The organism is Micromonospora sp. NBC_01740 (assembly GCF_035920365.1).
Taxonomy (GTDB): domain Bacteria; phylum Actinomycetota; class Actinomycetes; order Mycobacteriales; family Micromonosporaceae; genus Micromonospora; species Micromonospora reichwaldensis.
The window spans coordinates 2,922,421-2,936,345 of record NZ_CP109150.1 but is presented as its reverse complement, the minus strand read 5'-3'; the positions used below and the strand labels follow the sequence as shown (position 1 = coordinate 2,936,345).

The window sequence follows — 13,925 nt, the reverse complement described above, 5'->3', positions numbered from 1 at the left end:
CGATCGGCGCGGGGGCCCCGGCCGTGCGAGGATCGCCGGACGGCGGGGCCGCGGGGGCGGATCCGCTCCGCCGTCGAACCCGCGGCGTCCGCGCCGCGCCCACTGACCAGGCGGGGGTACGGATGCCGGAATGGCTGCTCTGGGCGGCGGTGATCGTGCTGGCCGTGGCCGCCGGCTGGGCGTGGAACGATCGGCGGCGGGGCGGCCGTGACGCCGCTCCGCGTCCGCCCCGTCGACCGGGCACCCGGCCCGGCCGCCGGAGACCGTCGGGCGGTCCCGGCCGGTCCACCGCGCCGCCCCGACCGCGTACCGCCGAGCGGTCTCCCGCCGGGGCGCCGCGTCCCGGCGAGATCTGGTGGGCCGACGTGCCGTACGCCGACGGCACCGGCTCGAAGGTGCGGCCCTGCCTGGTGCTGCGGACCGACGACGGGGGCGCCGACGTCCTGAAGATCACCAGTCAGGACAAGAGCGCCCGCGACGACCACATCCGCATCCCGACCCGCGAGTGGGACCCCGACGCCGACCACGACAGCTTCGTCGACCTGGCCGAGCCGGCGCACGTCCCGCTCGCCGACTTCTCCCGCCGTGCCGGCGACTGCGACCCCGTCCTGTGGCGTCGCATCCGCCGCCTCCCCCACCTGCCGGGCGCCTGACCCGCACCGAACGGGCGACCGTGCCGGGCGCCTGACCCGCGCCGAACGGGCGACCGTGCCGGGCGCCTGACCCGCGCCGAACGGGCGACCGTGCCGGGCGCCTGACCCGCGTTGCAGCGTGGCCGCCGGCGACGGTGGCGGCCCGCCGTCCGGGGCGGCCGCGCCGCCGGTGCCGCCGGCCGGGGAAGCTTCGCGGGTCAGTCCCAGGCGCGGGCCAGGGTGGTGAGCTGGTCGGCGTACTCGATGCGGGCGGCCCACGGGGCGGGCCAGGCCGCCATGCCCAGCGCGGTGCCGACGAAGGCGCCGGCCAGCGCGGCGATCGAGTCGGAGTCGCCGGCGGTGGTGGCGCCCCTGGCCAGCGCCGCCACCGGGTCGTCGGCGTGCCGGATCGCGCAGAACAGGGCCGTGGCCAGCGCCTCCTCGGCGATCCAGCCCTCGCCGGTGTGCCGGCACGGGTCGCCGCCGTCGTCCGGGGCGGCCAGCGCGGCGTCCAGGCGACCGAGGACCGCGAGGCACTCGTCCCAGCCCCGGGCGATGAAGTCCTCCGGCGCGTCCACGCCGGGGCGCTGCCACAGGTCGCCGAGCCAGTCGGCGCGGTAGACCCGCCGCTGGTCGCGGGCCCGGTCGACGAGCAGCCGGGGCAGCTCCGCCAGCGCCGCGCCGTCGCGCAGCAGCCGCACCGCGTACGCGGTCAGCTCGCTGGCCGCGAGGCCGGTCGGGTGGCCGTGGGTCAGCCCCGCCTGGAGCTGGGCCAGCCCGGCGAAGGTGTCGAGGTCGACGTCGACCAGGCCGACCGGGGTGACCCGCATGTTGGCCCCGCAGCCCTTCGAGCCGGCCACCGTCGCCTCCTGCCAGCGCACCCCGCGCTCCAGTTCGGCGCAGGCGCGCAGGCAGGTCATGCCCGGCGCCCGGTTGTTCTCCGGGCTGGCCGCCCAGTCGAGGAAACGCCTCCGCAGCAGCGGCTCGACCGCCTCCGGGGTCGGCGCCGGCGCGTCGTGCAGCGCCCAGCCGACCGCCAGCGCCATCTGCGTGTCGTCGGTCACCAGCGCCGGGTCGCCGGCAAGGTCACGCGGGCCGGCCGGCCCGTAGCGGCGAACGATCTCGGCGACGGTCAGGAACTCGGTCGGCTTGCCCAGCGCGTCACCGTAGGCGAGGCCGAAGAGGGAGCCGGCGGCCCGCCGGAGCGAGGTGTCGATCATTCCCGCGATCATGCCGCCCGCCCGCAACCCGCACCACTCGACGCCGTCGCCGGCACCCGCCACCCGGCCGCGAGGGCGTGCCGGACCGCCCGGAGCGTGACGGGCCCGGGTCAGTCGGAGAAGACCAGGCAGAAGGGGTGACCGGCCGGGTCGGCGTAGACCCGGAAGTCGTCGCCCTCGCCGGGCAGCCGCCGCGCGCCGAGCTCCAGCACCCGCTTCTCGGCCACCTCGACGTCCGCCACCTGCACGTCCAGGTGGAACTGCTGGGGGCGCTCCGGGTCGGGCCACGTCGGCGGGCGCAGGTCGGGTGCCTTCTGGAAGGCGAGCCGGTGCCCCGAACCGGCGATCACGACCCAGCCGTCGTCGCTGGCGTCGCCGTCGAGGGGCAGGCCCAGCAGCTCCGCGTAGAAACCGGCCAGGGCCCGGGGGTCGGGGCAGTCGATGACCACGGTGCGCAGTTGTCCGATCATGTCGGCCTTCCTGCCCCGCCCGTACGACGGCAAACGTCAGTCCTCGGCGAGCCGCCGACCCGCGTCCCGGCAGGCGGCGAGCACCGCGCGCGCGTACTGCCCGGTGGCGTTGGCGAGGCCGCAGGCCGGGGTCACCACGACCTGCTCGGCAAGCTGCCGGCGGGGGAACCCGAGGCGGTCCCAGAGCTGGCGTACGCGATCGGCGACCTGCGCCGAGGTCGGCGCGCGACCGGCGGCCGACGGCGTGGTGGGCACGGCGCCGGCCAGCAGCCCGAGCCCCGCGTCGATCGCCTCGCCCAGCGGGTCCAGGTCGGTGACGAGGCCGAGGTCGAGGGCCACGCCGACGGCGCCGGTCGAGCGGATCAGCTCCAGCGGCACGTTCGGCGCGCAGCAGTGCACCACGGTCGGCACCCCGGCCGCCTCGACGACCGTACGCAGCAGCGACGCGGCGACGCTCGGATCCACGGCCCGGTACGCGCCGAGCCCGCTCTCGGTGGGCACCCGCCCGGCGAGCACCGTCGGCAGCGACGGCTCGTCGAGCTGGAGCAGCACGGTGGCGCGCGGCAGCCGGCGGGCGACCGCCGCCACGTGCCCGCGCAGCCCCTCGGCGAGCGAGTTGGTGAGGTCCCGGACCGCGCCGGGATCGCGCAGCATCCGGCCGCCGATCGGCAGTTCCAGGGACGCGGCCAGGGTCAACGGGCCGCCGACCTGGATCTTGACCGGCCCCGCGTACTCCTCGGCCTGCTCGGCGAGCTGGTCGAGGTCGCGTTCCATCAGGTCGCGGGCGCGGCGCACGTCCCGTCCCGGGCGCGGCGCGATCCGCCAGCGGGCGGCGTACAGCTCCACCGGCAGCTCGACCAGCAGGCCGGCGGTCCGGCCGATGAGGTCGGCGCCGGGGCCCCGGCCCGGCAGCTCCGGCAGGTGGGGCAGGGCGGGAAGCTCGCCGAGGACGACCCGCTGCGCCTCGGCGATGTCGGTGCCGGGAAGCGAACCGATGCCGGTCGCCGCGCCGGCCGGCCAGGGCCACACCTGATCTGCCACGGCCGAAGACTATCCGGTACGCGGACGCCGGCCGCCCGGGACCGGACGGGGACGCTCTGCCGACGCCCGCGCCGGAGGCACGTTCCCGGTCCCGGTCAGCCGGCGATGGTGGCGGAGCCGAGCACGACGTCGCCGGCCGGGTCCGGCCGGTACGCCACGACGGCCTGGCCGGCGGCCACCCCACGGACGGGGCGACGCAGCTCGGCGCGCAGCCCGTCGGCCGTCAGCTCGACCGTCGCCGGCACCACGTCCCCGTGTGCCCGCAGCTGCACCTCGCACTCCAGCGGCGCGTCGGGGCGCGGGCCGCCCGTCCACACCGGACGCTCGGCGCGCACCCGGGAGACCTCCAGCGCCTCGGCCGGGCCCACGGTCACGGTGTTGGTCTTCGGCGTGATGGAGAGCACGTAGCGGGGCCGGCCGTCCGGCGCCGGACGGTCCAGGTGCAGGCCACGCCGCTGCCCGACCGTGTACGCGTACGCGCCGGTGTGGCTGCCGACCACCGCGCCGGTGGCGGCGTCCACCACCTCGCCGGGCGCCTCGCCGAGCCGCTGGGCGAGGAAGCCGCGGGTGTCCCCGTCAGCGATGAAGCAGATGTCGTGCGAGTCCGGCTTGTCGGCCACCGCCAGCCCCCGCCGCGCGGCCTCCTCGCGGACCTGCGCCTTCGTCGAGTCCCCGAGCGGGAAGATCGACCGGTCCAGCTGCTCGCGGGTGAGCACCGCCAGCACGTACGACTGGTCCTTGGGCAGGTCGACGCTGCGGCGCAGCAGGCCGTCGGCGCCGAGCCGGGCGTGGTGGCCGGTGACCACGGCGTCGAAGCCCAGGGCCACGGCCCGGTCCAGCACCGCGGCGAACTTGATCTTCTCGTTGCAGCGCAGGCAGGGGTTCGGCGTACGGCCGGCCGCGTACTCGGCGACGAAGTCGTCGACCACGTCCTCGTGGAACCGGTCGGCCATGTCCCAGACGTAGAACGGGATGCCGATCACGTCGGCGGCCCGCCGGGCGTCCCGGGAGTCCTCCAGCGTGCAGCAGCCGCGCGCGCCGGTGCGATAGGTCTGCGGGTTGCGGGCCAGCGCCAGGTGCACGCCGGTCACGTCGTGTCCCGCCTCGACGGCCCGCGCCGCCGCGACCGCCGAGTCGACCCCGCCCGACATCGCCGCCAACACCCTCACCGGCTCACTCCCTTCACCCCACCGACCCTATCCCCGCCCCACCCCCACCCACCCACCCCGCCCACCCGCCACGCTGCTCCCCCACCCACCCGCCCTCCCCGTCCTCCCGCCCGCCTCGTCGATCATGGAGTTGTGGTGGTGGGCGAATGCCGCGAAAGATTACGGTTCGGGCACCACAACTGCATGATCGGCCCACGGGTGGGGCGGGGGTGGGAGGGGAAGGAGGGTCAGCGGGGGGTGCGGAGGGCGGCGGCGCGGCGGGCGCGCTCGACGGCGGCCGGGAGGGCGGCGATGAGGGCGTCGACGTCGGCGGGGGTGCTGGTGTGGCCGAGGGTGAAGCGCAGCGAGGAGCGGGCGCGGTCGTCGTCGGCGCCCATGGCGAGCAGCACGTGTGAGGGCTGGGCCACCCCGGCGGAGCAGGCGGAGCCGGTCGAACAGGCGATGCCCTGCGCGTCCAGCAGGAGCAGCAGGGCGTCGCCCTCGCAGCCCGGGAAGGAGAAGTGCGCGTTGCCCGGCAGCCGGTCGGTCGGGTCGCCGTTGAAGACGACCTCGGGCACCGCGTGCCGGACCCGCTCCACCAGGTCGTCGCGGAGCGCGGCGACGCGGGTCGCGTACTCCTGCTGGCCCTTGACCGCCGACTCCACCGCGACCGCGAAGGCCACGATGCCGGCGGTGTCGAGGGTGCCGGAGCGCACGTCGCGCTCCTGGCCGCCGCCGTGCAGCAGCGGGGTGGCCGACACGTCGCGGGCGAGCAGCAGGGCGCCGACCCCGGCGGGACCGCCGAGCTTGTGCCCGGTGACGGTCAGCGCGGCGATCCCGGCGGCGGAGAAGTCGACAGGCACCTGCCCGACCGCCTGGATCGCGTCGGTGTGGAACGGCACCCCGTGCTCGGCGGCGACCGCGGCCAGCTCGGCGACCGGCTGCACGGTGCCGACCTCGTTGTTGGCCCACATCGCGGTCACCACCGCGACCCGGTCGCCGTGGGCGGCCAGCTCGGCGCGCAGCTCGTCGGGGCTGAGCCGGCCGGCGGCGTCGACGGAGAGCCAGCCCACGCCGGCCCCCTCGTGGTCGACGAGCCAGTCCACCACGTCGAGCACGGCGTGGTGCTCGACGGCGCTGGAGACCACCCGGTCCCGCCGGGGGTCGGCGGACCGGCGGGCCCAGAAGATGCCCTTCACCGCGAGGTTGTCGCTCTCGGTCCCGCCGCCGGTGAAGACGACCTCGGAGGGCCGGGCGCCCAGCGCGGCGGCCACCCGCTCCCGCGACTCCTCCACCCGTCGCCGGGCGCGGCGGCCCGCCGCGTGCAGTGAGGACGCGTTGCCGACCTCGCGGGCGGTGGCGACGTACGCCTCCAGTGCCTCGTCGAGCATCGGAGTGGTCGCCGCGTGATCCAGGTAAGCCATCACGGTTGAGCCTACGACCGCAGCCGGACCCGGCGGAGGCCGGAGTAGGCCGTGCGGGGCCGGGGCGGGAGGCGTGCGCTCCCGTCCCGGCCCGCGCCCGCGTGGAACCGGCGATCCGGTCAGGCCGGCACGGCGGTGACCACGATGTTGTCGCGGTACCGGCGTGCCTCGGCGTCGAACGGCCCGCCGCAGGTGATCAGGGTCAGCCGGGGCTTGCCGTCCCGGGCGAAGTAGCGGTCGAGGGGGATCTTCGTCTTCCGGTACTCCTCCCGGGCGACGACCCGGTACTCCCTGCGGACGCCGTCGCCGCCGGCGGCGGTGAGGGTGTCGCCGCGGTCCAGCTCGCGGAGCCGGAAGAAGGCGCCCTCGCCCTGGGTGGCGCTGTCCACGTGCCCGGCGACGACCACCGACCCGGCCTGCGCCTCCAGCCCGGGGCCGTGGCGGTACCAGCCGATCCGGTCCACGCTGGGCGGCACCTCGAACTCGCCGGTCGCGCCGTTGACGCCCACCGCGTCGACCGTGGCGGTGACGTCGATGGCGGGGATGACCAGCCGTACGGGCGGGACGGTCCGCGTACCGCCGGGCAGCCCGCCCCGGGTGACCGGCACCGACGGGCCGGCGGCCGGCGGGCTCGCAGTGGCGCCGGCCAGGTCGGCGGCCTCGGTCGCGCCGACGTCCCCGGCCGGCCGGGAGCCGCAGGCGACCACGGCCGCGACGGTGAGCGCGGCGACGCCGGCGGCCACGGCCGCCAGCGCCCCGCGGTGGCGCACCGTCACCGGCGACCGGTCCGGGCGGTGGCCACCCGCGCCCCGCCGCCGACCAGGAGCAGCACGCCGGCGCCGGTCAGCACGTACCACCAGGTGTCCACGCCGGTGCCGGCCCGGCCGCCGTCGCCGCTGGGCACGCCGGCCGGGGCCGAGTGCAGGCCGGTGATGGTCTGCGCCACGACGCCGAGGTTCTTCGCCTCGGCCGAGCCGATGGCGTACACGATCGTCGCGGTGCCCTCCTTGAGGTCGAGGTCCGCCGGCCCGATCGCCACGGTGTCGGTGCCGGCGAGCACCACGTCCGCCTTGACGGCGCCCGCGTCGACGTCGCCCTTGGCCTCGTTCGGGTTGGTGAGGTCCTCGAAGACGGGGGTGCCGCCGGCGCGCACGTCCACCGCCGGGGCGGCGGCGGTGTGCCGGACGATCAGCCGGGCCTTGCCGGCGGCCACCTTGCCGGTGTCGTTGACGAACGGCGTGATCTTCGGCTTGCCGGCGGCGTCGAGGTGGGCGGCGAGGCTGATGTTGGCGCCGCCCGGCACCGCGGCGTCGTCGACGCTGAGGATGGCCTGGGCGATCGGCTCGCCGGGCTTGGTGAGGGCGATGTCGTACGCGCCCTCCTCGAGGTTCAGCGGGCCGGCCACGTCGCCGGGCTTGAAGTTGTCCAGCGTCTTCTCGCCGTTGACGTACACGTCGACCGGGGTGTCCGGGATGCCGTGCACGACGGAGACCTTGGACGTGGCGGCGTACGCCGGGGTGGCGGTGAGGGCGCCGGCTCCGGCGAACGTCAGCGCGGCGACCGCGCCGCCCGCGGCGACCCGACGGAAGTACGAGAGCTGCATGTCTGCCTCCTGATGATTGGTGCTGGTTCGTCAGGCCTGGTGTGCAAAACGAGTTACGCCCGGTCCACCGCCGCCGGATGCGACCGGAGGCAACTTCTTTTCGTCCGGCGGAGCCGCATCCGAGAGCCGCCCGCGGAGCGAAGAGCTGCTGAGACCAGACCGACCGGAGGTGGGGGCGATGGCTGTGGGAGCTACAGTCGGGCATGCCCCCTGGAAGGCGAGCCGCCCTGTGACAGCGGCACGGCAGGAGCCGTACCCACCCGAGGACGACCTCGCCGCCCGCTTCCGTGCGGGCGACGAACGGGCACTGCGGGAGGCGTACGACCGGTACGGCCGGGCGGTCCTGCACCTGGCCACCAGCACGCTGGCCAACCGCAGCGACGCGGAGGACGTGACCCAGACCACCTTCGTCGCCGCCTGGCTGGGGCGGGAGACCTTCGACCCGGCCAAGGGTTCGCTGGTCGGCTGGCTGCTCGGCATCGGCCGCCGCAAGGTGGTCGACCGGCTGCGAGCCTCCGCGCGGGAGACCCGGGTGGTCGATACGGTCCGGCAGCTGCCGGAGTCGGCGCCGACCGGCCCGGATCCGGACACGGTGGTCGACCGGCTGGTGGTCGCCGACGAGCTGGCCCGACTGCCCGACGACCAGCGGCGGATGCTGGAGTTGGCGTTCTTCGACGACCTGACCCACCAGCAGATCGCGACGGTGACCGGGGTGCCGCTCGGCACGGTCAAGAGTCACATCCGGCGCGGCATGGCGAGCTTGAAACGCAGATGGGAGGTGGACGGTGCCGCACCTGGACCACGACCGGCTGGTCTTCCTGGCGCTCGGTGAGACCGAGGCGGACGCCGGAGAGAACACCCACCTCGACACCTGCGCGCACTGCCGGGCCGAGATGGAGACCCTCCAGCACGTGGCCGGCCTCGGCGCCGACGCCCAGGGCCTGCACGACCTGCCCGATCCGCCGGAGCACGTCTGGCAGGGCATCGTCACGGAGATCCGCGCGGCGCAGACCCTCCCGGCGCTGCCCGGGCCGCGCGCCGAGCGGTCGCCCGACGAGCGCCCCTCGGGCGAACGGCCGTCCGACCGGTCGGGCGGGGTGCTCCTCGCGCCGAGGCGTGGGCGCTGGTCGCGCTGGGCCGTGACCGCCGCGACGGCGGTGGCCGCCGCCGCGATCGGGGTCGTCGGCACCGTCGCCGTGCTCGACGCGACCGGGTCGACGCCGGAGCCCGCCCCGCAGCGGGTGGTGCTGGCCAGCGCGCCGCTGAAGGCGTACGGGGAGACGCCGCCGGACGCCAACGGCAAGGCCCGGGTCTTCGACGACGGCCGGCTGCACCTGCACCTGGCGAATCTCCCGGACGTCCCGGGGTACTACGAGGTGTGGCTCATCGACCCGCGGACCATGAAGATGTTCTCGGTCGGCGTGCTCGGCGACGCGACGGACGAGTTGCTGCCGTTGCCGCCGAACGTGGACCTTGAGGCATACTCGGTTGTCGACGTCTCCGCCGAGACGTACGACAACAACACCGCCCACTCCGGCAAGAGCCTGGTGAGGGGCACCCTGACGGGCTGATCGGCGGGCCGGCTCAGCTCCCCGGCCCGCCGATCAGCTCCCATCGCCGGCCCCGGCCGGCGGTTCCCGCGGGCTCAGCCCCCGATGGTTCGGTGCCCATCCTCTGGCCGCCAGTCGCGTCTGGGGCCAGCTTGCGGCGGCTCGTTCCGGCGGCCGGAGAAACGGCGAGGGCCGGAAACCGTCGCCACGGTTCCCGGCCCTCACTCGGACGGACGTCAGCTCACTTGCGCTTGCGGATCTCGTCCGCGGCCTGCGGGACGATCTTGAACAGGTCGCCCACCACACCGAAGTCGGCCAGCTCGAAGATCGGCGCCTCGCCGTCCTTGTTGACCGCGACGATCGTCTTCGAGGTCTGCATACCGGCCCGGTGCTGAATCGCACCCGAGATACCGAGCGCGACGTAGAGCTGCGGGGAGACCGTCTTGCCGGTCTGGCCCACCTGGAACTGGTGCGGGTAGTAGCCGGAGTCCACAGCCGCGCGCGACGCCCCCACGGCGCCGCCGAGCAGGTCGGCCAGCTCCTCGACCAGCTTGAAGTTGTCGGCGTTACCCACACCACGACCACCGGAGACAACCACGCCGGCCTCGGTGAGCTCCGGGCGGGAGCCCTTCTGCTCGGCGACCCGGTCGACGACCTTGGCCAGCTTGTCGGTGTCCGCCACCGCGACGGTCAGCTGCTCGACCGCCGGAGCGGCCGCCGCCGGGACCGGATTCACCGAGTTCGGCCGGACCGTCACCAGCGGCAGACCACGGGTCACCTTCGACTTCACGATCGTGGAACCGGCGAACGCCACCTGCGTGGCAGTGCCGTCCGCGGCCAGGCCGACCACGTCGGTCAGGATGCCGTTGTCCAACTTCACCGCCAGCCGGGCAGCGATCTCCTTGCCCTCCTGCGACGACGCCAACAGCACCGCCGCCGGCTGCACGCGCGAGACCAGCTCGGCCACCACGGTCGCCTTCGGGGCCACCAGGTAGCCGTCGATCTCCTCGCTCTCGGCCGCGTAGATCTTCTCCGCGCCGTACTCACCCAACTTGGCGCTCAACGCCTCCGCGGCACCGGGGCCACCGAGCACGACCGCGCTCGCCGTGCCCAACTCGCGGGCGAGGGTGAGCATCTCCAGGGTGACCTTCTTGACGCCGAACTCCCGAGTGGCTTCGACGACGACCAGAACCTCAGACATGACCCCAACCCCTCACACGAACTTCTCGGTGGCGAGGAACTCGACCAGCTTCACGCCGCCGTCGCCCTCGTCGGTGACCTTCGCCCCACCGGAACGCGGCGGGCGCTTCGAATGCTCCAGCACGGCGCTGGTCGCGCCCTCGAAGCCCACCTCGGCCGGGGCGACGCCGAGGTCACCCAGGGAGAGCGTCTGCACCGGCTTCTTCTTGGCGGCCATGATGCCCTTGAAGGACGGGTAGCGCGGCTCGTTGATGGTGTCCCAGACGGAGACCACGGCGGGCGCGGTGGCGGTGACCACCTCGTAGCCCTCCTCGGTCTGCCGCTCCACGGTCAGGGTCGAGCCGTCCACGGTGAGCTTGCGGGCGCCGGTCAGCGCCGCGATGCCCAGCCGCTCGGCGAGCATGTGCGGCAGGACCTGCACCCGGCCGTCGGTCGACTCGCTGCCACACAACACCAGATCGGCGTTCAACTGACCGAGCGCGGCAGCGAGGACCTTCGAGGTGGCCACGGCGCAGGACCCGTGCAGGGCGTCGTCCACCACGTGCACGGCCTTGTCCGGACCCATGGACAGCGCCTTACGGATCGACTCGGTCGCCCGGTCCGGACCCATCGTCAGAACCGTCACCTCGCCCCCGTGCGCCTCCTTGATCTTCAACGCCTCCTCGATGGCGTACTCGTCCATCTCGTTGATCACGTTGTTCGCCGAACCGCGGTCGACGGTGTTGTCGTCAGCACGCAGGCTGCGGTCCGCGCCCGAATCGGGCACCTGCTTGACGAGTACGACGATGTTCATCGCGCTTCGACGACCCTCCTGTTGGTGTTGCGATCGCTCGCCCGGTCTGGGGCGCAGCCTCGCGCGTCCGTTGACGCCGGTCAACCGCGCGGTGCTGTGCAGTTGCCCACGGCGCAATGTTACCTGCCAGTAGCATCCGCCTCCGGCAACCTCAGGGTGACACAGCTCACGAACGGCCCCGCGGGCGGGTAATCTGACGAATCGGGAGGTGTCACGAAATGTCAGAAAAGGCCAGCGAAGGTCGTCCCGACGTCCCGCGGCACCGCTGCCGCCGAACGCGGCCCGAGGCGTACCGGTGCGCCTGCGGCCGGCTCCGCGACCGCTGCGTCCGGGCCACCGTCCGGGCGCTCTGGTCGCCGACCCGGCTCACGCCGGCTGATCGAGCGCGTCCCGGATCCGCTCGATGACCGCCGCCTCGGCCGGGGCCACCCCCCGGTGCGCGGCGGCCACCCGCTCGGCAGCGGACAGCACGACCTCGCGGTAGCCCGCCACGTCCCCGGGCGACTTCTCCCGCAGAATCCGCACGGAACTGCCCAGCGCCGGCAGCACCACCGCCTCGATCTCCAGCGCCGAGTCCCGGGGCAACTTCGGCAGCGGACCGCTGGTCAGCGCCTCCTTCACCACCCCGCTGCTGTCGGCCATCGCACCGGAGGCGGCGAAGCTCTCCCGGAACAGGGCGAGCATCCCCGGATCCGCGTTGGCCACCAGGAACACCGCCCCGAACGCGCCCGTCTTGAGGGTCAGCCGTTCCTCGGCCGTCAACCGCTGCTCCATGATCACGGAGTGTAGACGTACGGGGTGGTGGTCGTGACCGGGACGAGACCGAGCCGCTCCAGGATCGGCCGGCTGTCGTCGGACGCGTCCACCTGCAACAACGTCCGGCCGCGCTGGGCCGCCAGCCGGGCCCGATGGCCGACCAGCGCGCGGTAGATGCCCCGGCGGCGCCACGGCGCCAGCGTCGAACCGCCCCACAGCGTGGCGAACCCCGTCCCCGGCACGTACCGCACCCAACCCGCGCTCACCACCTCGTCGCCCGCCTCGGCCACCACCACGGTGATCGACTGCGGGTCGGCGGCGATCTCCTTCTCCAGGGCGATCGCCAGGTGACTGCGGTCGGAGTTCCAGACCGCCTCCTCCATCGCCACGATCCGGTCCAGGTCCGCCCGGGCGGTCACCTCGCGCAGGCGTACGCCCTCGGGGACGACCGGAAGCGCGGCGGCGAGCGGCGCGACCAGCCCGATCACCACGGTCTCCCGCTCCTCCGGCACGAATCCCGCCGCGCGCAGCCGGTCCGGCAGGTCCGCCGGCTCGTCGTGGCCGTGCAGCTTCCACTCGACCGACTCGCCGCGCGCCCGGAAGATCTCCACCTGCCGGGCGATCAGCGCGTCCAGCGCCGCGCCACTGAGCCCGCCGAGGTCGCGGTAGGTGAGGAAACCGCCGTGGTCGAGGCCGAGGATGCGGATCAGCGGGCCGTCCCGTTCCACCGCCACCCCGGCCGGCAACGGGTCGGGCACCAGCGCCCGCAACTGGTCGTCGTAGGTCTTCCGCAGCGTCGTCACGTCAAGATCCGTCACCGCACCAGGCTACGACCGGACGGAAACGGATAATAGCCACGTGTGGCAGGCGATCAGGCGATGGTTCGACCCGCGCGAACTGCGCGCGGTCGGCAGCACCCCCGACTACCGGTTCTCGCTGGCCAACGAGCGGACCTTCCTGGCCTGGCTGCGTACCGGGCTGGCGCTGGTCGCGGGTGGGCTGGCCGCCGCGCAGTTCCTGCCGCCGCTGCCGCTGGCGCACCTGCGCGAGGCGATCGCCGTCGCACTGCTGCTGCTGGGCGGCACGGTCGCCGTGCGGGCGGTCGACCACTGGGCGCGTACGGAGCGGGCCATCCGGCTCGGCGAGGAGCTGCCCGCCTCGCGCTTCCCGGCGGTGCTCGCCCTCGCCGTCGGCCTCGGCGCGCTGCTGCTGGTCGCGGCCGTGCTGGCCCGGGCGGTCGGCGGCCCGTGAGCCACCAGACGGAGCCGCCACGGCGGGACCGGCCGGCGCGCGACCCCGGGCTGCAACCCGAGCGGACCCGGCTGGCCTGGCGGCGTACGGCGCTGGCGCTGACCGTGATCATGGTGCTGACCGTGCGGCTCGCGCTCACCGGCCCGGCCGCCGACGGGACGCTCGGCGCGCTGGTCGCCGGGGTCGCCGTGCTGGGCTGGGGCGCGGCGCTGGCGGTCTGCTGGCGGCGGGCCACCGGCACCGGTCCGTTCCCCGGCTACGGGCGGTCGCTGCCCCTGGTCGCCCTCGCCACGGCCGGCTTCGCGCTGCTCGGCACCCTCCTGGCGGCGAGCGGCCTGGGTTGACGGGGCCCGGTGCGCCATGATTGACGCATGGCCCGGTTCTACGTCCTCCTCTTCGTCGTGCAGATCGTCCTCGCCGTCTGCGCGCTGATCAGCTGCCTCTCCGCCGAGGAGGGCGAGATCAAAGCCCTGCCCCGGATCGCCTGGGTGCTGATCATCCTGTTCTTCCCGCTGCTCGGCTCCCTCGCCTGGTTCGCCGCCGGGCGCGAGCGCGTCCCCGGGCAGCTCGCCGGCGGAACGCCGAAGGGCCGGCTCCTACCGCCCCGGGAACGGCCCCGCCCGGTCGCCCCCGACGACGACCCCGAGTTCCTCCGCTCGCTCGGCGAGCGTTCCCGGCGCGAGGACGGCGAGCTGTTCCGCCGCTGGGAGGAGGACCTGCGCCGCCGCGAGGACGAGATGCGCCGCCGCGACGGCGAGCCGCCGCGCGAGGAGGACCGGCCCGAGGGGTCCACGCCCGCGTCCTGAGCCCGCCGCCGTCGCCGGCCTCCCGGCGACG

At 74.9% G+C, this 13,925-nt stretch carries 17 protein-coding genes; 6 read left to right on the top strand and 11 right to left on the bottom strand.

Annotated elements, in window-relative coordinates:
- The first annotated feature begins 122 nt into the window (after nt 1–122).
- Nucleotides 123–653, top strand: a complete 531-nt coding sequence (locus tag OG989_RS13865) for a type II toxin-antitoxin system PemK/MazF family toxin (RefSeq protein ID WP_151456950.1) — start codon at nt 123–125, stop codon at nt 651–653.
- A 197-nt stretch (nt 654–850) separates the two neighbouring features.
- On the opposite strand, the gene OG989_RS13860 is transcribed toward OG989_RS13865, so the two are convergent.
- The 7 genes from OG989_RS13860 to OG989_RS13830 form a co-directional block, all read right to left on the bottom strand.
- A complete protein-coding gene (locus OG989_RS13860) occupies nt 851–1,852 on the bottom strand; it encodes an ADP-ribosylglycohydrolase family protein (RefSeq protein WP_327030717.1) in 1,002 nt (333 codons plus the stop codon).
- Between the two features lie 110 nt (nt 1,853–1,962).
- Entirely contained in the window at nt 1,963–2,322 is a 360-nt protein-coding gene (locus OG989_RS13855) for a VOC family protein (protein WP_151456952.1), read from the bottom strand.
- A 36-nt stretch (nt 2,323–2,358) separates the two neighbouring features.
- Nucleotides 2,359–3,363, bottom strand: a complete 1,005-nt coding sequence (locus tag OG989_RS13850) for a methionine synthase (protein WP_327030716.1) — start codon at nt 3,361–3,363, stop codon at nt 2,359–2,361.
- A 95-nt stretch (nt 3,364–3,458) separates the two neighbouring features.
- Nucleotides 3,459–4,532, bottom strand: a complete 1,074-nt coding sequence (mnmA, locus tag OG989_RS13845; RefSeq protein ID WP_151456954.1) for a tRNA 2-thiouridine(34) synthase MnmA — start codon at nt 4,530–4,532, stop codon at nt 3,459–3,461.
- Nucleotides 4,533–4,759: 227 nt separating this feature from the next.
- The gene (locus OG989_RS13840) at nt 4,760–5,935 is read right to left on the bottom strand and encodes a cysteine desulfurase family protein (RefSeq protein WP_327030715.1); all 1,176 of its coding nucleotides are present in this window, start codon (nt 5,933–5,935) and stop codon (nt 4,760–4,762) included.
- A gap of 119 nt (nt 5,936–6,054) precedes the next feature.
- A complete protein-coding gene (locus OG989_RS13835) occupies nt 6,055–6,711 on the bottom strand; it encodes a class F sortase (RefSeq protein ID WP_151457461.1) in 657 nt (218 codons plus the stop codon).
- Nucleotides 6,708–7,538: a DUF4397 domain-containing protein gene (locus tag OG989_RS13830; RefSeq protein ID WP_151457462.1), complete on the bottom strand. Its 831-nt coding sequence runs from the start codon at nt 7,536–7,538 to the stop codon at nt 6,708–6,710. Before OG989_RS13830 ends, OG989_RS13835 begins: the two co-directional genes overlap by 4 nt.
- Nucleotides 7,539–7,767: 229 nt before the next feature.
- On the opposite strand from OG989_RS13830, the gene OG989_RS13825 reads away from it, so the two are divergent.
- Together OG989_RS13825 and OG989_RS13820 are read left to right on the top strand one after the other, a co-directional pair.
- The gene (locus OG989_RS13825) at nt 7,768–8,370 is read left to right on the top strand and encodes an RNA polymerase sigma factor (protein WP_151457463.1); all 603 of its coding nucleotides are present in this window, start codon (nt 7,768–7,770) and stop codon (nt 8,368–8,370) included.
- Nucleotides 8,324–9,109: an anti-sigma factor gene (locus OG989_RS13820; protein WP_151457464.1), complete on the top strand. Its 786-nt coding sequence runs from the start codon at nt 8,324–8,326 to the stop codon at nt 9,107–9,109. The genes OG989_RS13825 and OG989_RS13820 overlap by 47 nt, the downstream gene beginning before the upstream one ends.
- Nucleotides 9,110–9,329: 220 nt before the next feature.
- On the opposite strand, the gene OG989_RS13815 is transcribed toward OG989_RS13820, so the two are convergent.
- The 4 genes from OG989_RS13815 to OG989_RS13800 form a co-directional block, all read right to left on the bottom strand.
- Nucleotides 9,330–10,289 (bottom strand): electron transfer flavoprotein subunit alpha/FixB family protein, encoded by a 960-nt coding sequence (locus OG989_RS13815; RefSeq protein WP_327030714.1) that lies wholly within the window; start codon nt 10,287–10,289, stop codon nt 9,330–9,332.
- 12 nt (nt 10,290–10,301) lie between these two features.
- On the bottom strand, nt 10,302–11,081 hold the full coding sequence (locus OG989_RS13810) for an electron transfer flavoprotein subunit beta/FixA family protein (RefSeq protein ID WP_327030713.1): 780 nt from the start codon (nt 11,079–11,081) through the stop codon (nt 10,302–10,304).
- 366 nt (nt 11,082–11,447) lie between these two features.
- Nucleotides 11,448–11,855, bottom strand: a complete 408-nt coding sequence (locus OG989_RS13805; protein ID WP_151455617.1) for a hypothetical protein — start codon at nt 11,853–11,855, stop codon at nt 11,448–11,450.
- A gap of 2 nt (nt 11,856–11,857) precedes the next feature.
- Nucleotides 11,858–12,655, bottom strand: coding sequence for a GNAT family N-acetyltransferase (locus tag OG989_RS13800; RefSeq protein ID WP_327030712.1), 798 nt, complete (start codon nt 12,653–12,655; stop codon nt 11,858–11,860).
- 40 nt (nt 12,656–12,695) lie between these two features.
- On the opposite strand from OG989_RS13800, the gene OG989_RS13795 reads away from it, so the two are divergent.
- From OG989_RS13795 to OG989_RS13785, 3 genes are read left to right on the top strand one after another with little or no spacing between them, the layout of a single operon-like run.
- Complete coding sequence (locus tag OG989_RS13795) at nt 12,696–13,088, top strand: YidH family protein (RefSeq protein WP_151455619.1); 393 nt, start codon at nt 12,696–12,698, stop codon at nt 13,086–13,088.
- On the top strand, nt 13,085–13,432 hold the full coding sequence (locus OG989_RS13790; RefSeq protein ID WP_327030711.1) for a DUF202 domain-containing protein: 348 nt from the start codon (nt 13,085–13,087) through the stop codon (nt 13,430–13,432). The genes OG989_RS13795 and OG989_RS13790 overlap by 4 nt, the downstream gene beginning before the upstream one ends.
- Before the next feature lie 27 nt (nt 13,433–13,459).
- Nucleotides 13,460–13,894 carry a PLD nuclease N-terminal domain-containing protein gene (locus tag OG989_RS13785; protein WP_327030710.1) on the top strand — a complete coding sequence of 145 codons (435 nt, stop codon included), beginning with the start codon at nt 13,460–13,462 and terminating at the stop codon, nt 13,892–13,894.
- Nucleotides 13,895–13,925 lie beyond the last annotated feature (31 nt).